This is a genomic window from Enterobacter cloacae complex sp. I2 (assembly GCF_014896205.1).
In the GTDB taxonomy this organism is placed as follows: domain Bacteria; phylum Pseudomonadota; class Gammaproteobacteria; order Enterobacterales; family Enterobacteriaceae; genus Enterobacter; species Enterobacter quasihormaechei.
Genome location: NZ_JADBRA010000002.1, coordinates 81,089 through 103,496 on the forward strand (window position 1 = coordinate 81,089; position 22,408 = coordinate 103,496).

17 protein-coding genes are annotated in these 22,408 nt (G+C 55.7%); 11 read left to right on the forward strand and 6 right to left on the reverse strand.

The genetic code is table 11. The annotated features are described in order from the left end of the window. Window positions 1-120 precede the first annotated feature (120 nt). The 5 genes from IM300_RS02555 (at window position 121) to IM300_RS02575 (ending at window position 9,028) form a co-directional block, all read left to right on the forward strand. Window positions 121-2,250, forward strand: coding sequence for a TonB-dependent siderophore receptor (locus IM300_RS02555; RefSeq protein ID WP_193035181.1), 2,130 nt, complete (start codon window positions 121-123; stop codon window positions 2,248-2,250). A 265-nt stretch (window positions 2,251-2,515) separates the two neighbouring features. Next, complete coding sequence (locus IM300_RS02560; RefSeq protein WP_063867728.1) at window positions 2,516-3,151, forward strand: response regulator transcription factor; 636 nt, start codon at window positions 2,516-2,518, stop codon at window positions 3,149-3,151. Then, window positions 3,138-6,290: a transporter substrate-binding domain-containing protein gene (locus IM300_RS02565; protein WP_193035183.1), complete on the forward strand. Its 3,153-nt coding sequence runs from the start codon at window positions 3,138-3,140 to the stop codon at window positions 6,288-6,290. The genes IM300_RS02560 and IM300_RS02565 overlap by 14 nt, the downstream gene beginning before the upstream one ends. A 126-nt stretch (window positions 6,291-6,416) precedes the next feature. Continuing rightward, entirely contained in the window at window positions 6,417-6,851 is a 435-nt protein-coding gene (locus tag IM300_RS02570; protein WP_063451158.1) for a DUF1090 domain-containing protein, read from the forward strand. Window positions 6,852-6,889: 38 nt separating this feature from the next. Beyond that, on the forward strand, window positions 6,890-9,028 hold the full coding sequence (locus IM300_RS02575) for a fimbria/pilus outer membrane usher protein (RefSeq protein WP_226842003.1): 2,139 nt from the start codon (window positions 6,890-6,892) through the stop codon (window positions 9,026-9,028). A gap of 66 nt (window positions 9,029-9,094) precedes the next feature. On the opposite strand, the gene parE is transcribed toward IM300_RS02575, so the two are convergent. Genes parE through nudF form a run of 5 tightly spaced genes read right to left on the reverse strand, consistent with a single transcriptional unit; the run spans window position 9,095 to window position 13,503 of the window. Then, the gene (gene parE, locus IM300_RS02580; protein WP_063451156.1) at window positions 9,095-10,987 is read right to left on the reverse strand and encodes a DNA topoisomerase IV subunit B; all 1,893 of its coding nucleotides are present in this window, start codon (window positions 10,985-10,987) and stop codon (window positions 9,095-9,097) included. Window positions 10,988-11,015: 28 nt separating this feature from the next. After that, window positions 11,016-11,597, reverse strand: coding sequence for an esterase YqiA (gene yqiA, locus IM300_RS02585; RefSeq protein WP_023306967.1), 582 nt, complete (start codon window positions 11,595-11,597; stop codon window positions 11,016-11,018). After that, a complete protein-coding gene (gene cpdA, locus IM300_RS02590) occupies window positions 11,597-12,424 on the reverse strand; it encodes a 3',5'-cyclic-AMP phosphodiesterase (RefSeq protein ID WP_063867725.1) in 828 nt (275 codons plus the stop codon). The genes yqiA and cpdA overlap by 1 nt, the downstream gene beginning before the upstream one ends. A 27-nt stretch (window positions 12,425-12,451) precedes the next feature. Beyond that, window positions 12,452-12,874: a DUF1249 family protein gene (locus IM300_RS02595; protein ID WP_063451153.1), complete on the reverse strand. Its 423-nt coding sequence runs from the start codon at window positions 12,872-12,874 to the stop codon at window positions 12,452-12,454. Beyond that, window positions 12,871-13,503, reverse strand: a complete 633-nt coding sequence (gene nudF, locus IM300_RS02600) for an ADP-ribose diphosphatase (protein WP_102751121.1) — start codon at window positions 13,501-13,503, stop codon at window positions 12,871-12,873. The genes IM300_RS02595 and nudF overlap by 4 nt, the downstream gene beginning before the upstream one ends. A gap of 203 nt (window positions 13,504-13,706) precedes the next feature. Between nudF and tolC the strand changes: the two genes are divergently transcribed. The 3 genes from tolC (at window position 13,707) to IM300_RS02615 (ending at window position 17,207) form a co-directional block, all read left to right on the forward strand. Continuing rightward, the gene (gene tolC / locus IM300_RS02605; protein ID WP_063867721.1) at window positions 13,707-15,185 is read left to right on the forward strand and encodes an outer membrane channel protein TolC; all 1,479 of its coding nucleotides are present in this window, start codon (window positions 13,707-13,709) and stop codon (window positions 15,183-15,185) included. A gap of 193 nt (window positions 15,186-15,378) precedes the next feature. Continuing rightward, complete coding sequence (locus IM300_RS02610; protein WP_063867719.1) at window positions 15,379-16,044, forward strand: DUF1190 family protein; 666 nt, start codon at window positions 15,379-15,381, stop codon at window positions 16,042-16,044. Between the two features lie 2 nt (window positions 16,045-16,046). Beyond that, window positions 16,047-17,207 (forward strand): glutathionylspermidine synthase family protein, encoded by a 1,161-nt coding sequence (locus IM300_RS02615; RefSeq protein WP_107533828.1) that lies wholly within the window; start codon window positions 16,047-16,049, stop codon window positions 17,205-17,207. Between the two features lie 82 nt (window positions 17,208-17,289). Here the strand turns inward: IM300_RS02615 and ygiD are convergent, their stop codons facing one another. After that, window positions 17,290-18,078, reverse strand: a complete 789-nt coding sequence (gene ygiD, locus IM300_RS02620; protein ID WP_193035185.1) for a 4,5-DOPA dioxygenase extradiol — start codon at window positions 18,076-18,078, stop codon at window positions 17,290-17,292. A gap of 130 nt (window positions 18,079-18,208) precedes the next feature. On the opposite strand from ygiD, the gene zupT reads away from it, so the two are divergent. From zupT to IM300_RS02635, 3 genes are all read left to right on the forward strand, one after another. After that, entirely contained in the window at window positions 18,209-18,982 is a 774-nt protein-coding gene (gene zupT / locus IM300_RS02625; protein WP_063867714.1) for a zinc transporter ZupT, read from the forward strand. Window positions 18,983-19,315: 333 nt separating this feature from the next. Continuing rightward, the gene (locus tag IM300_RS02630) at window positions 19,316-19,876 is read left to right on the forward strand and encodes a fimbrial protein (RefSeq protein WP_063867712.1); all 561 of its coding nucleotides are present in this window, start codon (window positions 19,316-19,318) and stop codon (window positions 19,874-19,876) included. A gap of 75 nt (window positions 19,877-19,951) precedes the next feature. Continuing rightward, complete coding sequence (locus IM300_RS02635; protein ID WP_193035187.1) at window positions 19,952-22,399, forward strand: fimbria/pilus outer membrane usher protein; 2,448 nt, start codon at window positions 19,952-19,954, stop codon at window positions 22,397-22,399. The last annotated feature ends 9 nt before the right edge of the window (window positions 22,400-22,408 follow it).

Consider the following 22,408-nt stretch of genomic DNA (forward strand, 5'->3'; position numbering starts at 1 on the left):
TGAATGATTCTCAATTACAAGTTCGATGCCATTCAGGCTAACGAACAGACCGTAAGGGCAATGACTCACACATTTCTCCGCGAGCCTTCACTCGCCGGATTTTTCGGGATAACAGATTTAATGGCTAAATTCACACCTTCATTCTCTGGGATAAAAGGGCGCGCGCTCTTTTCACTGGTGTTTATGGCTCCCCTGGTACATGCAGCGGCAAAAGACGGCGACACGCTGACCGTTACCGCCGATCCGAATGCTACTCTTGACGCCACCAGCGGCTACCAGCCCCTGAACACCTCCACCGCCACGCTAACCAACATGCCGATGCTGGACATCCCGCAGGTGGTGAACACGGTTAGCGACAAAGTGCTGGAAGATCAACACGCGACGACGCTCGACGAGGCGCTGTATAACGTCAGCAACGTGGTGCAGACCAACACCCTGGGCGGCACGCAGGATGCCTTTGTGCGCCGCGGTTTTGGCGCCAACCGCGACGGGTCGATCATGACCAACGGCCTGCGTACCGTGCTGCCACGCAGCTTTAACGCGTCAACCGAGCGCGTGGAAGTGCTGAAAGGTCCAGCCTCAACGCTGTACGGGATCCTCGACCCCGGCGGGCTGATTAACGTGGTGACCAAACGCCCGGAAACCCACTTTGGCGGCTCGCTATCAGCCACCTCCTCGAGCTTTGGCGGCGGCACCGGGCAGTTCGATGTCACTGGCCCGGTTGAAGGCACGCGCCTGGCGTATCGCCTGACGGGTGAATATCAGGATGAAGATTACTGGCGCAATTTTGGCACCGAGCGCAGCACCTTTATCGCCCCGTCGCTGACCTGGTTCGGCGATGATGCCACCGTGACGGTGCTCTATTCGCATCGCGACTATAAGACGCCGTTCGATCGCGGGACAATTTTCGATCTCAATACTAAGCAGCCGGTAAACGTGGATCGCAAAACCCGCTTTGACGAGCCGTTTAACGTCACTGACGGGCAGTCCGATCTCGCTCAGCTCAACGCGGAATATCGCCTCAACGGCCAGTGGACCGCGAAGTTCGACTACAGCTTTAGTCAGGACAAATACAGCGATAACCAGGCGCGCGTGATGGCCTACGATTCAAAAACCGGCAACCTGACTCGCCGCGTGGATGCCACGCAGGGATCGACCCAGCGGATGCACACCACCCGCGCGGATCTTCAGGGGAACGTGGATATCGCAGGCTTCTACAATGAGATCCTGACCGGCATCTCGTATGAGAATTACGACCTGCTGCGCACGGATATGATCCGCTGCAAGAACGTTAAAGGTTTCAATATTTACAACCCGACGTATGGCGATATTGGCAAGTGCACCACCGTTTCAGCCTCCGACAGCGACCAGACCATCAGGCAGGAGAGCTACTCCGCCTATGCGCAGGACGCGCTGTACCTGACCGATAAATGGATTGCCGTTGCCGGTCTGCGCTACCAGTATTACACCCAGTACGCGGGCAAAGGCCGTCCGTTTAACGTGAACACCGACAGCCGCGACGACCAGTGGACGCCGAAGCTGGGCCTGGTTTACAAGCTCACGCCTGCGGTCTCTTTATTTGCCAACTATTCCCAGACGTTTATGCCGCAATCGTCGATTGCGAGCTACATCGGCAACCTGCCACCAGAGACGTCAAATGCCTATGAAATCGGCGCTAAGTTCGACCTGTTTGACGGAATTACGGCTAATATCGCTCTGTTTGATATTCACAAGCGCAACGTGCTGTATACCGAGAGCGTGGGTGGCGAAACCGTGGCTAAAACCGCAGGCCGCGTGCGCTCGCAGGGCGTGGAGGTGGATCTCGCCGGATCGCTTACGGAGAACACCAACATTATCGCGAGCTATGGCTATACCGACGCGAAAGTGCTGGAAGATCCGGACTACGCGGGTAAACCGCTGCCGAACGTGCCTCGCCATACCGGCTCCCTGTTCCTGACGTACGATATTCACAATGCGTTTGCCGGGAATACGCTGACAATTGGCGGCGGCGGGCACGGCGTGAGCCGTCGTTCAGCAACCAACGGTGCAGATTATTATCTGCCGGGCTATTTCGTGGCGGATGCATTTGCGGCGTACAAAATAAAGCTGCAATATCCGGTGACGCTACAGGTGAACGTGAAGAACCTGTTTGATAAGACCTACTACACGTCGTCGATTGCGACCAACAACCTGGGCAATCAGATTGGCGATCCGCGTGAAGTGCAGTTTACGGTGAAGATGGCGTTTTAATAAGAACGGCCTGGTGGCGATACTCTCTACCGGGCCAGGACTTTTAACAGGAAAAATCTTAATTGCCCCGATAGCTAACAACCTCCGCATTTCATTTAATTCTTTATTCGGAATAAGCCGCGCTGAAATAGTAAAAGCTTCCTTAATCCTGGCTCCAAATTCTTAAATCCAGCCTTTTACTATATCGTTCTTATGCGCTGTTGATTACTATATTGCCCCTCAGGTAGAAGGAGTCAGTGAAGCCACCAAAAGGACAAGCGGTAGTATGATTTCGATTTTGCTTGCAGACGATCATCCAGCAATTTGCTTTGCTTTAAAGGTACTGCTGGAGAAGCACGGAGATATGGTCGTCAGTACCTCTACAGGTGAAAAACTGCTGTCCCAGCTGCATCAGCAGCGTCCGGACTTATTAATTCTGGATCTCGAACTTAAGCACGCCGATGGCCTCGACCTGTTGCCCCGAATTAAACAACACTTCCCGGAACTTAAAATCCTGATCTTTACCAGCCAGTCAGCAGGGTTATATGCGCTGAGAACGCTCCAGGCCGGGGCGCAGGGCTTTATCAATAAAAATATGCCGCTGGAAAACGTTGAGCCACTGTGCCGGCTTATTATGACGGGCTATCAATGTTTTCCCGAAGGAACGCTGTTCAAAGCCGCCAGCGTCAATGAAAAAAGCGATGCGCCTGAATCACTCTCAAGCCGCTTCTCGGATCGTGAAATGGCCGTTCTCAATTACCTGAAACAGGGCAAGAGTAACAAAGAGATTGCCGATCTCCTGATGCTCAGCAATAAAACCATTAGCACCTATAAAACCCGGATGCTGCAAAAATGTGGCTGCGACGATCTCAATCAGCTCATTTCGCTGATCTTCAGAGAGTCTGATAATGAGAATACTTAGCGGACTGCTGCTGTTGCTCGTCGCGTTTATGGCTCAAGGTGCGACGGCGCAAGAACCTCTTAAGCTTCTCTCCCGCAGCATGGAGACGATTGCCGACCCGGGGCTGAGCGCAAGCGAATGGCGCTGGCTGCGTGAACACCGCAAGATCCGCCTGGCCGTCTGGCTGCCGATGTCGCCGCCCTATGACATTACCACCGGTCTGAATGATTACGGTGGCATCAATGCCGATTTCATCGGTCTGGCGGCGGATAACCTGGGCGTCGAAATAGAGGTGATTCGCTACCCAAACTATCAGGCTGCACTGGAAGCGTTACGCGCAGGGAAAGCCGATTTCATCGCGCAGGCCAGCGATAACCAGCATCATCAGGGGCTGATACTGAGCCATCCTTACAGCCCAAATTCTGCCGTTGAAGTGGTCAATAACGAAGCCACACAGGATGATGCGGTCAGAAAGATTGCCATCGCGCCGGGCTACGATCCTCAACGCGTCCTGGAGCGCTACCCGAACGCGGAGATCGTCCCCTTCTATTCACCACGCCACGCGCTGGAAGCACTCGCGTTTCGAAAAATCGACCTTTTCTTTTGCGATGGCGTCACCGCTCGCTATCTGGTGAACCAGTCCAACATCAGCAACTTACTTATTCGCCCTCTCGACACCCCCTTCCCCGTGTCAGGATTTTCCTTTGCGGCAATGCCAAAGATGCGCATCTGGATCACGGTGCTGAATAACTTTCTGGCCGCGTTACCGGAAAGTGCGAGCGTAGAGATACACCGTCGGTGGAATGGCGGCATCCCGCTTTCACTCAGCGAGCAGAAACCGGTCTTTACGTCGCTGGAGAATAAATGGATTGATGAGCACAAACGTATACGGGTGGCAGTGGCCGAGGATAACCCACCGATTGCCTTTTTTGATAAAGGCGGCAAGATGCGTGGCATTATTGCCGATGTCCTGACCGCATTACAGCTTCGCACCGGGTTTACCTTTGTTATCCAGCGTTTTCCTACCCAAAGGGCGGCCCTGGCGTCGGTAAAAGCGGGAAAATCGGATTTGGTTGCAGGCGTGACGCAGGGGGATATCTGGCGCACCGATTTACTGACCACCCGTACCTGGCTCTATAACTCCTGGGTGATGGTCGGACAAGCGCACTCTGTTCCTGGCGCGGTGAGTCCCGGCGTACTCAGCCTGGACGGGCAGTCGCCCGAAGAGTGGTTACGTAAGCAGAGCGGGGGCCAAACGGAAAAGGTCGACACCTGGCGACAGGGGCTTAACCGCATTGTTCACAGTAACGACAAAATGATGGCCATGCCGCTGATCGTCGCCAATACGCTCCTGGCGAATAAAGAGTATGCCGCGCTCCGTATTCTGGGAAGCATCGACATCGACCCAATGCGCTTCTCGTTCGGGGCGTCCCGCCAGTCCTGGCCTTTGATCACCATTCTCAATAAAGCGCTCATTAATATTCCGCCGGAGGATCTCCATGCCCTGACCCGTGGCGGAAATGCGGGTAACAGCTTCACGTCGACAGGACCAAAACAGGTCGCGCTGAGCACGGTAGTGAGCGTCGGACTGGCAATCGCGTTCCTTCTCTGCCTCGCCGCCGCGTGGGGTTATCGTCGCCATCTGCACTATCAGCAGCGCATGCTGAAAATCATTTCGGCCCAGCGACAATCCAGGAAACTTGCGCACCGCGCCAGCCGTGCGAAGAGCGTGTTTCTGACAACCATGAGCCACGAGATACGCACACCGATCGGCGCCATCATGGGGATGCTGGAGCTCGTGATGAAACGCCCTGGTGATACCCAGCAAAACCGCCAGTCCGTGCAGGTGGCGTGGGATGCCGCCCAGGCCCTGCTGGATTTGATCGGCAACATACTCGATGTGTCGCGTATCGAATCTGGCCGCCTGGTGCTTCGCCCCGAGCGTTCCTCGCTGCGCAAGCTGATTGAGGAGCCCGCCATGTTGTTCGAAGGCATGGCGGCGCAAAAAGGGCTGGCCTTCGTACTGGAACGTGATGCCGAACTGCGGGAGGACGTATTGGTCGATCGCAGCCGTTTCAGGCAGATTCTGGTTAACATCGTCGGAAACGCGATCAAATTCACCGAACGCGGACAGATAACGCTGAGCGTGCAGCTCGACGGACGTGACGAGGGCTATCTGCTGTTGCGTATCACGGTCGTCGATACCGGGGTAGGTATCGACGAGGCCACCCAACAGCGGTTATTCCAGCCCTTCGCTCAGGGAAACACCCCTAACGTTGCACAGGGGAGCGGGCTGGGCCTTTATATCTGCCGCACGTTAACAATGATGATGGGCGGCAGTTTAGCGATCCACAGCGAGCCTGGACAGGGAACGACGGTCACAGTCTCCCTTAAGCTGCCGATAATGGCAGAACGCCAGGATGTTCCTGATATACAGCCCGCGCCCCCGCTTTCTCGCCCCTCCCTGCGCGTTTTGATTGTCGATGATAATCCCGTCGGCAGAATGGTACTCAGCCAGCAGCTGAACTGGCTCGGTCATCGCGCGATCGACGCCGACAGCTCAGCCTCTGCGCTGGAAGCACTACAGCATGCGCAACCGGATGCGGTGATCACCGATTGCAATATGCCCGGCATGAGTGGGTTTGAGCTGGCTCAGATAATTCATACGAACTACCCCGACATTGTGGTCTTTGGCGCGACCGCTGACGCACGGGAAGTTGTCCGGGAGAGGGCAAGAGAAGCCGGTATGCGCCACTGTCTGTTTAAGCCGATCACCCTCACTATGCTTGCGGAACTGCTGGCCCCCCTGAAGGGATCTGCCCCGATTGCCGAAAGCCCGCAAGGGTCAATAGCGTGCAACCTGCCGCCCGAATTGCTGGAAGGGAATAACCTGCCCCTGTTCCTTTCGCTCCAGATTTCGGTCATTGATGAATCCCTTGTCCACCTGCGCGCCTGGCTCGTGACGCCGGATACCGCTCTGCGTGAGACGCTGCACAAACTGCGCGGCGGGCTGGCGTTACTGGGCGTGCCCGCGTTGATAGCCCGCTGTGAAGCCCAGGAAGCCAACCCGGACCGCGACGGCATCCACCAGCTGTTAGCTGAACTTGAGCAGCTACGCGCCGCATTACAGCGTTGGTACGATTCAGGACGACAACCTTAATCCACGTCCTACATGCGTTGAGGACGCGTCTGCATCGTTTTGGCTATCCGCGTTGCAGTACTCTTTTGTTCACAGGAGATTGCCGGAGCATCCGTTCAGGCAATACATCAACAAAGGAGAAAGACTATGAAGAAATTAGTTTCCGTTCTGTCTGTCGTTGCAGCTGTTGGTATGTTCGCTACAGCATCAGCACACGCCGCTGAAAGCTGTGCTGCTAAAAGCGCTGCGCTGGAAAAAGAGATCAAAATTGCCCAGCAGTACGGCAATATCTACAAAGTGAATGGCCTGAAAAAAGCCCTGGCAGAAGTCAAAGCCCACTGTACTAACGCAAGCGTTCTGGCTGATGCCCAGAAAGACGTGCGTAAGCTGGAGAAAAAACTGGCTGAAAAACGTGGCGACGTTGCTGAAGTTCAGGCCGATCTGGCAGAAGCTAAAGCGAAGGGTGATGCTAAGAAGATCGCCAAGTACCAGAGAAAACTGGCAGAAAAACAGGCCGATCTGCGTGAAATTCAGCAGGAGCTGAATCAGGCTCGTGCTGAGCTGGCTGCCCTCAATAAATAAGCCATAACGAGCTTAATCGTGGGCAGCAAAAGCTGCCCATGATGTTAACGCAGATGCAGATCCACCATGCAATTCGAGTGATGGTGCTGTTACTGACAGCAAACGCTGCGTCTGCAAATGAAAAGACATGGGTTATTCTTAATAACGACTATAAAGGCTCAATCTTTCTTGATTTTCACTCCGGTAAACCCTGCCTGACGCGTCCTCTCCTTGAAGAGTGGGGCGTAAAATCCTCCGTGCTTGACAGGCTTCACTGGGACACCAGGGCATGTCTGAGCGCCGACTCGGCGAACGCCTTCGACCTCCAGTCCTGGTATCGTCCGGATGCCAGCCTGCTCACGCTTTTATTTCCCCAGGAGGCGTTTAATCCGCAGCAAAACGGGGTCAGTACCAGCCGCTGGGATGATGGAATTAATGCCCTGTTTGTTAACTATCGGCTGGACGTCAATAACCAACGTGCACAGTACCGTTGGGATACGCCGGGCACCGATGCAACGCTCGTGCTGGAAAACGGCCTCAACGTCGGACCATGGCGCATGCGCTACCAGAATACATTCTGGCGAGAGGCGGACCGCCAGCACGGCTCTTACAGCAATTCAGCCTCTGTCTGGCGCAGTATCACCTCTATGCGCTCCCGGCTTAACCTTGGCGACGGTTACACCTCATCGAACCTGTTCGACAGTATGTCCTATCGGGGGATTTCCCTGGCCAGCGATGAGGCGATGTTCCCGGATAGCTGGCGGCCCTATTCGCCGCTGATTAACGGCTATGCGCGCAGCGAAGCAGAAGTCACGCTTCGCCAGAACGGCGAGCGCGTCTATCGCATTCACGTCCCACCGGGGCCCTTTGTTATCCGTGATTTTTATCCACCAGATTTACAGGGCAACCTTGAGCTGACGATTCAGGAGAGCGACGGGAGCGAGCGTACCCGGTCCATTCCGTACTCGATCATGCCCAATCTGGTGCAGTATAAAATGTTCAGTTACGAGCTGGTCGCCGGGCGTTATAAACCCTTTCACGGCGTGGAGCTGGATAAAGATCGTTTCTGGCAGAGCACGCTCTCCTGGGGCGTCGCCCCGCGCGCTACCGTTTTTGGTGGCATACAGCAGGGCGAGAATTACTTCAGTCATGTTGTGGGTTTGGGCGGCAATATGGGCAAATGGGGAGCGTTGTCTGTGGATATACGTAACGCCCGTTACCGTCAGCAGGGCAAAGCGCTGAGCGGCAGCGTCGGGCGAATGCGTTATGCCAAAACTTTTTTTCAAACCGAAACCAGCCTTAACGCCCAGCTTCAGTGGTACCCGCGCGGTAGCCAGTATCGTTCGCTTGAGGAGCGGTTAAACCGCGCCTCGGTGCTGGCCTGGGGTTTTGATGATGACACCACCCAGCGTGCCCTTGAGGGCCAGATTGAGCTGACGCAAAACTTCGATGAAAACTCGAGTCTGAGCCTCTCGTGGCGCTGGCTGAAATCACGCGCTCGCGAGGCGAGCAGTAACAGCCTCACCCTGAGCCTGGACGCCAGCTGGGAGAACGTCGATTTTTCGCTTTATGGCGGCTATGACCGCTACGGCGACACTGCCCCGGAATCAACGCTGGGATTTAACATCAGCATCCCCTTCAGCATTGGAAGCCATTTTACCAATGTGGGACTGGTTTCTGACCTCGCCAGCCGAAACAAGAATACCCATGGAATCAACGTCAATGGCTCGCTGCTGGAGGATTATAGCCTGCGTTATGACGTGACGGCGGAGCATAGCGAACACGGGAACGATGCCCTGAAAAGCAGTATCGGCTATCAGTACAACAGCGGGGAGCTGAACGTCAGTATGACCCGCAGCGGCACGCAACGTGATTATCATGGAGACGTCAGCGGCAGCGTGCTGTTATATCAGGAGGGGGTTGTCCTGGGACAGACGCTGGGAAGCACTGCGGCACTGGTTCAGGTGCCAGGTTCGGCGAAGATTGGATTTTATAACCAGTTCGGTTCGACCACCAACGCAGAGGGCGATCTGCTGGTGAGTTACCTCACCCCCTGGCGAGTAAACCGCATCACGGTTGACAGCCTCAGCCTGCCAGAAGGGACCGATATGGATGTGAATGAGCTGGAGACCGTCCCCACCGACGGCGCAATTGTTAATCTGCGTTTTTTGAAACCGGAAAAGACAGCGTTTCGCTGACGGGATTATGGCGCAATGCCCCGGTGCCCGGCGATCCCTCAGCCTGGGAGGCTGAGGGCCAGTACATCAGGCTTCAATATCCGCCATATCGCCTTTCTCCTGTAGCCAGTTACGTCGGTCTTCAGAACGTTTCTTGGCCAGCAGCATGTCCATCACGGCGTTGGTTTGCTGTTCGTCTTCGTCGCTGATGGTCAGCTGCACCAGACGGCGAGTGTTCGGATCCAGCGTGGTTTCACGCAGCTGCATCGGGTTCATCTCGCCCAGCCCCTTAAAGCGCTGCACGTTCGGTTTGCCCTTCTTGCGTTTGAGCTGCTCCAGTACGCCCGCTTTCTCTTCTTCCGTCAGTGCATAGTAAACTTCTTTGCCGAGGTCGATACGGTACAGCGGCGGCAGCGCCACGTGGACGTGACCGTTTTTCACCAGCGTGCGGAAGTGCTTCACGAACAGCGCACAGAGCAGCGTGGCGATGTGCAGCCCATCGGAGTCCGCATCCGCGAGAATGCAGATCTTGCCGTAGCGCAGCTGGCTCAGATCGTCGCTGTCCGGATCGATGCCGATCGCCACGGAGATGTCGTGCACTTCCTGCGAGGCCAGCACTTCATCGGACGAGACTTCCCAGGTGTTCAGGATCTTACCCTTGAGCGGCATGATCGCCTGATATTCACGATCGCGCGCCTGCTTGGCCGATCCGCCCGCCGAGTCCCCTTCCACGAGGAACAGCTCGGTGCGGTTGAGATCCTGCGCGGTACAGTCCGCCAGCTTGCCCGGCAGCGCGGGGCCGCTGGTCAGTTTTTTACGCACCACTTTCTTCGCCGCGCGCAGACGACGCTGGGCGCTGGAGATGGCCATTTCAGCCAGCATCTCTGCGGCCTGAACGTTCTGGTTCAGCCACAGGGTAAACGCATCTTTCACCACGCCGGAAACGAACGCCGCGCACTGGCGCGATGACAGACGCTCTTTAGTCTGACCGGCAAACTGCGGATCCTGCATCTTCACGGAAAGCACGTAGGCGCAGCGGTCCCAGATATCTTCTGCGGAAAGCTTCACGCCGCGCGGCAGAATGTTGCGGTATTCGCAGAACTCGCGCATCGCATCCAGCAGACCCTGACGCAGGCCGTTAACGTGCGTACCGCCGAGCATGGTTGGGATCAGGTTGACGTAGCTTTCGGTCAGCAGCTCGCCGCCTTCCGGCAGCCACAGCAGCGCCCAGTCCACCGCCTCGGTGTCGCCTTCGAAGTTACCGACGAACGGTTTTTCCGGCAGGGTCGGCAGGCCGTTAACCGCTTCGCTCAGGTAGTCGTTGAGACCCTTTTCGTAGCGCCAGCTCTGCTCGGTGTTGTTAACGTGATCCTTAAAGGTAATTTCCACGCCGGGGCACAGCACCGCTTTGGCTTTGAGCAGGTGCGACAGGCGAGAAACGGAAAAACGTGGGCTGTCGAAGAAGCTTTCGTCAGGCCAGAAGTGGACGCTGGTGCCGGTGTTGCGCTTACCGCACGTCCCGACGACCTGCAAATCCTGCACCTTTTCGCCGTTTTCAAACGCGATGTTATAGACCTGACCGTCGCGACGGACGTTCACTTCCACGCGCTTCGACAGGGCGTTAACCACGGAGATCCCCACGCCGTGCAAACCGCCGGAGAACTGGTAGTTTTTGTTGGAGAACTTACCGCCCGCGTGCAGACGACAGAGAATCAGCTCAACGGCAGGGACGCCCTCTTCCGGGTGAATATCCACCGGCATGCCGCGGCCGTCGTCGATGACTTCCAGCGACTGATCGGCGTGCAGGATAACGTCCACGCGTTTGGCATGGCCTGCCAGCGCTTCGTCCACACTGTTATCAATTACTTCCTGGCCCAGGTGGTTTGGGCGCGTCGTATCGGTGTACATCCCCGGGCGGCGGCGAACCGGCTCAAGCCCGGTGAGTACCTCAATGGCATCAGCGTTATAGGTTTGCGTCATGATTTAAACTAGCAATTCGCATTGATTGTCAGTGGCTGTGCAGTCCAAGAAAATCGACAATCTGGGTGAAATGATCTTCAAAGCCCGTGAAAGCATGGTTTCCGCCCTCCTCTACAGTCTGGCGGCAGGATGCGTAATACGCCACTGCCTGGCGGTAATCCAGCACTTCATCTCCCGTCTGTTGCAGCAGCCAGATAAGATCGGGCGCTTCAAGCGGGTCGACCTGCATAACTTTGAGATCGTAAATATGGCGTGACTCTAGCACATATTGTTGGCCGGTGTAGGGGTTCTCGTTTTCACCGAGAAAGTCCCTTAACAGCTCAAATGGCCGGACCGCCGGGTTGACGACGACAGCGGGCAACATAAAGCACTGCGACAGCCAGGTGGCGTAGTAGCCGCCGAGCGACGACCCGACAACGCCAAACGATTCGCCGCCGTGTTCAAGCACAATCGATTCCAGCATCTCTGCCGCATCCGCCGGATAGGGGGGCAGTTGCGGAATAATCATCTCCACGTGCGGATGATGTTCGCTAAGCCACTGGCGAAACTGCGTCGCCTTTGCGGAACGCGGTGAACTGTTGAACCCATGGAGGTAAAGGAGCGTTGACATCAGTAGCCTTCTGAAGCGGTATCCGGGCGGAATTCAGCCCCGGCCAGACGGCAAACTTCGGTGGTCAGCGTGCCGTCGGCATGCAGTTCCAGCCAGCGCCAGCCCGGCGCGATGGTATCCAGCGTGAAGTTGGCGCAATGCGGCTTAAACTGCACGCAGGTGGATGGCGTCGCGAGCAGGCGGCGACCGTTCCAGTCGAGATCCTGCTCCTGGTGAATATGCCCGCACAGCAAATGCTTCACGCGCGGGAATTTCGCCAGCACGCTGTCCAGCGCCGCTGAATTGCGCAAGCTGTGCTGATCGAGCCAGCTACAGCCTGCCGGCAGCGGATGATGATGCAGTAGCAGCAGCGTATTGCGATCCGGCTCGGCGGCCAGTTTTGTCTCCAGCCAGTCAAGCTGATAGTCGCTCAACTCACCGTGCGGAACGCCAAACACCTGGCTGTCGAGGAGCAGAATTTGCCACTGGTCCCCCACAAAGACACATTTTGCCGGTGAAATCCCCGCGTCCTGAAGCGAACTGTACATGGCGGGCTGAAAATCGTGGTTGCCGGGTAGCCAGACGCAAGGCACGCTAAAGCTCGCAATCCCTTCAGCGAAATGCTGATAGGCTGCGGAAGATTGATCCTGCGCCAGATCGCCCGTCGCGACGATCAGATCGCATGGCCGGTTTTCAGCATGAATTGCGCTAAGCACCGCCTGATAACTCTCCCAGGTGTTCACGCCCAGCAGCGTCTCATGCTTTTCGGCAAAAAGGTGGGTGTCGGTGATTTGTAATATCCTGACTGGCGCCCCACCAGCAACAGTCAGGTTCAACAGGCTTTCCAAATGGTGTCCTTAGGTAGGTTTATGACGCTAACAAACCGGAATCGCCATTGCTCCATGTGCTAAACAATATCTTAGCCAGTCGGCTAAAAACTGGTTAATTTGATGCTTTTCGTCGCGTTGATGCAACTTTTTATTCGGGTAATCATACCGCGCTTTGAAGCGAAAGATCTGCTGGCTTGAACACACTTCAGCGACCATCGCATCGTGATAAAGACGTACCGTCATCGACGGCAGGCTCCAATAGCTGATTTTCGGCGCCGTTTGCTCAATTTCCACCAGCGTAGTGTAGCGCGTTGATTCTGTTATCGTTAACCGATACTGGGCGTTGCTCACCTGATAGCTCACCGTTTCGCCGGGTGCGTCGTTTCGCGGCAGCAGGCGGCGCAGCTGTGCAAAATTGGTTTCGCACAGGCGCATCATTTCTGGGAAGTCAGGCGTATAGCGCTTCATTTTTTCCACTCGTTTCGTAAACTCTGATAGTGCAGTTGCAGCCATTGCAGGGCAATGACAGACGCTGCGTTGTCGATTTTCCCCTCTTCTACCCATTGGTAAGCCTGCTCCCGACTCACCACATGAACCCGAATATCTTCGTTTTCATCTGCCAGACCGTGGATCCCTTCCGCCGTCGTGGCGTCCACTTCGCCCACCATAATAGATGAACGTTCCGTTGTGCCGCCCGGGCTTGCCAGGTAGCTCAACACCGGTTTCGTCCGCCCCACCACCAGGCCCGCTTCTTCCAGCGCCTCGCGGCGAGCGACGTCCTCGACCGACTCACCTTCTTCAATCATCCCGGCCACCATTTCCAGCAGCCACGGGGTTTCGCTGGTATCATAAGCCGCAATGCGAACCTGCTCGACCAGCACAACTTCATCACGCACTGGGTCAAAGGGTAGCAACACAGCCGCATGCCCGCGCTCAAAAATTTCGCGTTTGATCTCGCCGCTCATTTCACCGTTAAACAGACGATGCCTGAAACGGTAAAGTTCCATTGAAAAAAAACCGCTATAAAGCGTTTCTCGTGCAATAATTTCTACATCGTTTTTGGCGAAGGTGACAGGCACGTTTTCTGGTTTTTGCATCGGTCAAGTCCTGGTAGCAATGGTGATGAAATTGTGAATTTCAAGGCTGTTTGGCTGCCGTTTGTATGGCTATATGGTAGATTGGAGCAAATTACCGCCAGATGGCACGTTACGCCAACCTTTTGGTGTGGATGATTCTGTTAGAATCGGCAATTATTTTTAATTAGATCAGCGCTAATACTGCTTCACAACAAGGAATGCAAATGAAGAAATTGCTCCCCATCCTTATCGGCCTGAGCCTGACGGGCTTCAGTGCAATGAGCCAGGCAGAGAACCTGTTACAGGTCTACCAGCAGGCACGTCTGGGCAACCCTGATTTACGTAAATCAGCGGCCGATCGTGATGCTGCGTTTGAAAAGATTAACGAAGCACGTAGCCCACTGCTGCCGCAGTTAGGCTTAGGTGCAGATTATACCTACACTAACGGTTTTCGCGATAACAACGGCATCGACTCGAATGCCACCAGCGCCTCTTTACAGCTTACACAGACTCTGTTCGATATGTCCAAATGGCGTGAACTGAGTTTGCAGGAAAAGAGTGCGGGCATTCAGGATGTCACCTATCAGACCGATCAGCAAACGCTGATCCTGAATACCGCGACCGCGTATTTCCAGGTACTGAGCGCGATTGACGCCCTCTCCTACACCGAAGCGCAGAAACAGGCGATTTACCGTCAGTTAGATCAAACCACCCAGCGTTTCAACGTGGGTCTGGTTGCGATCACTGACGTGCAGAACGCCCGTTCACAGTACGATACCGTACTGGCTAACGAAGTGACCGCACGTAACAACCTCGACAACGCGCTGGAAGCTCTGCGCCAGGTCACCGGTAACTACTATCCTGAGCTGGCCTCTCTGAACGTGGACAGCTTCAAGACGGACAAACCGCAGGCGGTAAACGCCCTGCTGAAAGAAGCGGAAAACCGCAACCTGACCCTGTTGCAGGCACGCCTGAGCCAGGATCTGGCACGCGAGCAGATTCGCCTTGCACAGGACGGTCACCTGCCAACCCTGAGCCTGAGCGCCTCAACCGGCGTATCGGATACCAGCTACAGCGGCTCTAAAACGACGTCTCAGGCCTATGACGACAACAACATTGGTCAGAACAAAGTGGGCCTGAGCTTCTCCCTGCCGCTGTACCAGGGCGGGATGGTTAACTCCCAGGTTAAACAGGCGCAGTACAACTTTGTTGGCGCAAGCGAGCAGCTGGAAAGCGCGCACCGCAACGTGGTGCAAACCGTGCGTTCTTCCTTTAACAACGTGAACGCGTCTATCAGCAGCATCAACGCCTACAAACAGGCCGTTGTCTCTGCGCAAAGCTCTCTGGACGCGATGGAAGCGGGCTACTCCGTCGGTACGCGTACCATCGTTGACGTGTTAGACGCAACGACCACGCTGTATAACGCTAAGCAGCAGCTCTCCAGCGCACGTTACCAGTACCTGATTAACCAGCTGAACATCAAGCAGGCTCTGGGTACGCTGAACGAGCAGGATCTGCAAATGCTGAACAGCACGCTGGGTAAACCGGTTTCCACGTCGCCTGACAGCGTCGCGCCGGAAAATCCAGAGCAGGATGCCGCGGTTGATAACTTCAACGCTAACGGTAGCATGCCAGCAGCGCAGCCAGCGGCCGCGCGTAGCACGGCACCTGCAAGCAGCGGTTCTAACCCGTTCCGTAACTAAGCATTGCCCGATGGCGCTTCGCTTATCGGGCCTACTGAATCGTAGGCCGGGTAAGCGCAGCGCCACCCGGCGCAAAATCCCCACGAACGTAAGCCAACGTAAAGATCCCCTGCATTTCGCCCCTCTTCGCTTCATTTTCAACCACTCATCCTCTATCCTGAGCGTTATTACCACTGGGTCCCGGAAGACAAATATGAAACGGACAAAAACGATGAATCACGCGTCGTTCCGCAAAAGCTGGAACGCGCGCCACCTGACACCTGTCGCGCTGGCGGTCACTGCCGTCTTTATGCTGGCAGGCTGTGAGCAGAGCGACGAAACGGTCTCGATGTACCAAAACGCGGACGACTGTTCGGCTGCCACCGGTAAAGCCGCCGAATGTACAACGGCCTATAACAACGCCCTGAAAGAAGCGGAACGTACCGCGCCGAAATATGCCTCACGCGAAGACTGTGTCGCTGAATTCGGTGAAGGCCAGTGCCAGCAGGCGCCGGCTCAGGCGGGTATGGCTCCGGAAAACCAGGCGCAGGCTCAGTCCAGCGGCAGCTTCTGGATGCCGCTGATGGCGGGTTATATGATGGGCCGTCTGATGAGCGGCGGTGCGGGCTATCAGCAGCAGCCGCTGTTTAGCTCCAAAAACCCGAACAGCCCGGCGTACGGTAAATACACCGATGCTACCGGCAAGGGTTACGGCGCAGCAACGCCGGGCCGTACGATGACCGTACCGAAAACCGCGATGGCACCGAAACCCGCAACCACCAGCACCATCACCCGTGGCGGCTTCGGTGAGTCCGTGGCGAAACAGACCACCATGCAGCGTAGTGCGGCCGGCTCTTCGACTCGCTCAATGGGCGGCTGATCATGGAACGAGTCAGTATTGTCGAGCGCCCGGACTGGCGCGAAAAAGCCACCGAATACGGTTTCAACTTTCACACCATGTACGGCGAGCCGTACTGGTGTGAAGACGCTTACTATAAGCTCACGCTCGCTCAGGTTGAAAAGCTTGAAGAGGTGACCGCTGAGCTGCACCAGATGTGCCTGAAGGTGGTCGAGAAAGTCATCGACAGCGATGCGCTGATGACCAAATTCCGCATTCCAAAACACACCTGGAGCTTCATCCGTCAGTCCTGGAAAACGAATCAGCCTTCGCTTTACTCTCGCCTCGATCTGGCATGGGACGGCGTCGGTGAGCCGAAGCTGTTAGAAAACAACGCGGATACGCCAACCTCGCTGTACGAAGCCGCGTTCTTCCAGTGGATCTGGCTGGAAGATCAGGCGAATGCCGGAAACCTGCCGGAAGGCAGCGACCAGTTCAACAGCCTACAGGAAAAGCTGATTGAGCGTTTCGCCGAACTGCGTGAACAGCACGGTTTCAACCTGCTGCACCTCGCCTGCTGCCGCGATACCGAAGAAGATCGCGGTACGGTTCAGTATTTGCAGGACTGCGCAGCCGAAGCGGAAGTGGCGACGGAGTTCCTCTATATCGAAGATATCGGTTTAGGTGAAAAAGGTCAGTTTACGGACATGCAGGATCAGGTGATCAGCAACCTGTTCAAGCTCTATCCATGGGAGTACATGCTGCGCGAGATGTTCTCGACCAAACTGGAAGACGCCGGCGTGCGCTGGCTGGAACCGGCCTGGAAGAGCATTATCTCCAATAAAGCCCTGCTGCCGATGCTGTGGGAGATGTTCCCGAACCACCCGAACCTGCTGCCTGCGTACTTTGCCGAAGATGAGTTCCCGCCTATGGAGAAATACGTCGTTAAGCCGATCTTCTCCCGCGAAGGCGCGAACGTCTCCATTATCGAAAACGGTAAAACGCTGGAAGCGGTTGAAGGGCCGTACGGTGAAGAAGGGATGATCGTCCAGGAGTTTTATCAACTGCCGAAGTTTGGCGACAGCTATACGCTGATCGGCAGCTGGCTTATTAACGATCAACCTGCCGGGATTGGCATTCGCGAAGATCGCGCGCTGATTACGCAGGATCTGTCGCGGTTCTATCCGCATATTTTTGTTGAATAAAACTTGCCCGGTGGCGCTACGCTTACCGGGCCTACGCTCAACATACAGGCCGGGTAAGGCGAAGCCGCCACCCGGCATGTTTTTACCCCACCTGCACCGAAAGCATACTCAAACTCCCCATCTCAATGCCATCGACCGGGATGGTAATCTCCTCCTGACCATTCCACGTGCCTAACACATACAGCAGCGGCAGGAAGTGATCCGCCGTGGGGTTAGAGAGCGAACCGCCTTCGTGATCCAGATAGTTCACCAGCGGATGCTGTTCAACCGGCCCCTGCCAGGCGAGGTTGTCTTTAACATAGTTGTTAAAAGACGTCGCCCAGGGATACGGGGTATTCTCCCCGTGCCAGCGCGCCGTACGCAGGTTATGCACCACGTTACCGCTCGCGACCAGCATGATGCCTTCATCACGCAGGGTTGCCAGCTTGCGGCCCATCTCCATGTGCCAGGCCGCTGGTTTGGTGCTGTCGACGCTCAGCTGCACCATCGGGATATCGGCCTCGGGATACATTTTAATCAGGACGCCCCAGGAGCCATGGTCAAAGCCCCAGGCTTCTTTATCCAGCGTCACCGGAACCGGTGCGAGCAGATCCACCAGCCGCTGCGCCAGCGCAGGGGAGCCGGGCGCAGGATAGTGCGTGTCATACAGGGCCTGCGGAAAGCCGCCAAAATCATGGATAGTTTTCGGCGCTTCCATGGCCGTTACGCCGGTACCACGGGTAAACCAGTGCGCAGACACCACCACAATCGCCTTCGGCCGCGGCAACGTCTCACCCAGGTGACGCCAGGTGCGGGTATAGACGTTATCTTCCAGAACGTTCATTGGGCTGCCATGGCCTAAAAACAGTGCTGGCATACGAGATGAAGACATGGTGATATCCTTAAAGGAGGTGTCAATTTGATGGTTCTACATTACGCGCATTCAGGTGAAGATGAACGCAGATAACCGTGAAGATCATCATCAGGAAATTTGAATGTCAGATACATCTTAAGGAGAGTGCATGTCAGTACCCTTGATTTTGACCGTACTTGCGGGTGCCGCGACCTTTATCGGCGCGTTCCTCGGCGTGCTCGGACAAAAACCGTCTAACCGCCTTCTGGCCTTTTCGCTGGGTTTCGCCGCCGGGATCATGCTGCTTATCTCGCTGATGGAGATGCTGCCCGCAGCCCTTCATACCGAGGGAATGTCGCCAGTGCTGGGCTACGGCATGTTCATCGTCGGCCTGCTGGGCTATTTTGCGCTCGACCGCATGCTGCCTCACGCGCACCCTCAGGATCTGATGCAAAAGCGCGCGGCTCCCCTTCCGGGCAACATCAAGCGCACGGCCATCCTGCTGACGCTCGGCATCAGCCTGCATAACTTTCCGGAAGGCGTTGCCACCTACGTCACGGCCAGCAGCAATCTGGAGATGGGGTTTGGCGTGGCGCTGGCGGTAGCCTTACACAATATTCCTGAAGGACTTGCCGTTGCCGGCCCGGTCTACGCGGCCACCGGTTCAAAACGGACTGCCGTGCTCTGGGCAGGCGTTTCCGGCCTGGCTGAAATTCTCGGCGGCGTACTGGCGTGGCTGATCCTCGGCAGCCTCGTTTCGCCTGTGGTGATGGCTGCCATCATGGCGGCGGTGGCCGGGATCATGGTCGCGCTCTCCGTCGATGAGCTGATGCCGCTGGCGAAAGAGATCGACCCTAACAATAATCCCAGCTACGGCGTGCTGTGCGGCATGTCGGTGATGGGGCTCAGCCTGGTTCTGCTGCAAACGGCAGGTATAGGCTGACTCGGATGCCCTCATCAATGAGGGCAATTCTTTAATGCGCCCCGGCGCAGCCGTTGCATTTTACAATGTCTGCGACTCTGTATTTACAATTGGAAAATCAAGAATTTTTATGGATATTTTTAAGCGCAATATTTCCCAATTAAATTGCGCTTAAAAAGCCGCTGCTGCATGAAATATTAACCGGTTACGATAGTAATAAATTATATATTAACCTCATCTAAAAATATCTTTAAGTCTCATTAATCGCAAACACCTCCCTCATCCCGTTATACTTTGCGAGTATTCTGAAAATTAATATTCAGATTATGAATTCAATTGAAAAAGGATATTTTCATGTATATGGGTAAAAAAGTACTGTTAGCGGTTGCGATGGCTGCCATTGTTTCGGGTTCTGCTTTTGCTGAAGAACAGGGTTCAGGCAAAATCAAATTCAAAGGTGTGGTCATCGATGCGCCGTGCAGCATTGCACCAGACAGCGTTGATAAAGAAGTTGACCTGGGTGAAGTCACCACCGCCGTTATCAATGCCAACAAAAAATCAACGCCTGTTCCGGTCGATATTAATCTGGAAAACTGCCAGCTTGACGATCCGGCAGACGAGACCGACACGCCAATTACCAAAGTCGATGTCACCTTCACCAGCGCAGCAACGGACGCGACGGATACCAGCCTGATGAGCAACACCTATGCCAGCGGTGCTCAGAACGTGGGTGTGCGTTTGATGGATAACGCGGAGTCCAACATTACGCTGGGACAAGCTAACGAGATTGACCTGCTGCCAGGTTCAACCACGCAGACGCTGCATTTTAAAGCGCTTATGGAAGTCGCGGCAGGTAAAACCGCGACAGCAGGCCAGGTGGAAGCTACCGCTAACTATGTCCTGATGTACAAATAAAAACGTTGCGTCACGGTATAAACCGACTGGCATTTTATGCCAGTCGGCACGAAATATTATTCTTCGAGTAACAGGATGATGACATATAAATTACAATGGATACTCATCATTACGTCCCTGTTAATGACGAAAGTCGCCTCTGCCACCGAATTCAACATTAATGCCATCGATAAAGATCAGCGCGGCGGCGTTGATTTGTCGCTTTTTAAAGATCAAATATCCGTTATCCCGGGGCGTTATTTCGTCACGGTTTCAATTAATGATATTCCGCTGGCCAACGGCTGGCAGCTAAGCTGGCGGGAAATAAACGATGCGGTTCAGGTCTGTATTCCTCCCGAGCTGGCCGATACGTTTGCGTTGCAGGATAACGTTCGTCAGGCGTTACCGGAAAAAGAGGGATGCGTTGACTTCACCGCCAGGCCAGACATCAAATTCAACTTTGAGCAGGCCAGCCAGACGCTGAAAGTGACGATCCCCCAGGCATGGTTGCAGTATCGCGCAGCCGACTGGATGCCCCCGGCCACCTGGGATAACGGCGTACCGGGCGTGCTGCTGGATTACAATCTTTTCGCCAGCCATTATCAGCCCGATAGCGGCAGCAGCAATGACAACGCCAACACCTACGGCACCGCCGGTGCGAACATGGGGGCGTGGCGGCTGCGCAGTGATTTCCAGTACACGCAAAGCCATACCGAAGCGGGCTCGGAGCACGACGGCCGTTTTTCTCGCGTCTATATGTTCCGCCCCCTGCCCTCGCTCGGCGCAAAGCTGACGCTCGGGGAAACGGATTTCCAGTCCGCGATTTTCGACGCCTTCACCTACACCGGCGCCTCGCTGATCAGCGACGAACGCATGCTGCCGTGGTCGTTGCGCGGCTATGCTCCGCAAATTACCGGCATTGCCCAGACCAACGCCACGGTGACCGTTAGCCTTGCCGACCGCGTGATTTACCAGAGTAAAGTGCCGCCCGGCCCCTTTGTTATTCAGGATCTAAATCAGTCGGTTCAGGGTACGCTGGACGTTAAGGTGACGGAAGAGGACGGGCGCGTGAGCACCTTCCAGGTTTCTGCCGAATCCGTCCCCTTCTTAACGCGCAAGGGCCAGCTACGCTACAAGCTCGCGGCCGGGAAGGCGCGCAAGGACGCCTCTCACGACGTTGAAGATAACGGCTTCATGAGCGGCGAGTTTTCCTGGGGCGTGCTGTCACAAACCTCCCTGTACGGCGGTACGCTGGCTGATGGCGACCATTATCGTTCCGTTGCCGCCGGGATAGGCCAGAACATGGCGTACCTCGGCGCGCTCTCGTTTGACGTTACGCAGTCCACCAGCCAGCTACCCGGCCAAAGCAGCCAGACAGGCTACAGCTACCGCGTTAACTACAGTAAGCGTTTCGATACGACCGGCAGCCAGCTCACGCTTGCCAGCTATCGCTACTCGGACCCGCAGTTTTTGAGCTACGCCCGTTATCTTGACTATGACGACAGTGACCGCCAGACCGAAAAACAGACGCTCAGCGTCACGGCAAGCCAGTATATTTCGGCACTATCGCTGAATCTGTATGTGAACATGCTGCGCCAGACCTGGTGGAACGACGCGCCCTCCACAACGGGCAGCGTCACGGCGGGCTACAACTTTGACGTGGGCCGCTGGAAAAACCTGGGCGTGAGCGTGTCCTGGAGTAAAACGCATTACGAAGATGAAGACGAGAACGACGACACCCAGTTTTACCTCTCGCTCAGCGTACCGCTCGATCCTGACCATCGCCTGAACTATGACCTGCGCAACAGCGACACGCTTAGCCATAACGTGTCGTGGTATGACACCTCGGACCGCAATAATACATGGGGCGTTTCCGCAGGTGCGGAAAGTGAAAAGCCGGACGCCGGGGCGCAGGTCAGCGGAAATTATCAGCATTATTCGACCTTTGGCGATCTGAATCTATCCGGCAGCTATAAGGCCGATGAATACACATCCCTCAGCGCAAGCTGGAACGGATCGTTCACCTCAACAGCGAAAGGTGCCGCCCTGCACCGACGCAGCTACGGCAATGAGCCGCGCGTGATGGTAAGCACCGACGGCGTGGGCAGTATCCCGCTGAACATGTCGCGGGATGAGACCAACCGGTTTGGCATTGGCGTTTTGCCGTCATTCTCCAGCTATACGCCCTCCAGCGTGCAGGTCAATATGAACAACCTCCCGGATGGCGTGGATGTGGACAACCGCGTCGTCACCTCCACCTGGACCGAGGGCGCCATTGGATACCGTCAGATTGCCACGCGGGCGGGTAAGGACATCGCGGGCATTTTACGAACGCCGTCAGGCACGCCGCCGCTGGGGGCGATCGTTCGACTTAAGGAGAGCGATTTGCAGGTTGGGATGGTCGCCGATGAAGGCCACGTCTGGCTGGGCGCGGTTGAGCCAGAACAACAGTTTCGGGTGACGTGGGGCGACAATCAGCAGTGTCGCTTCTCGCTACCTTCTCACTTAGAAAACAGTATGCAGCTGATACTGCCTTGTCAGTAAGAAATCATG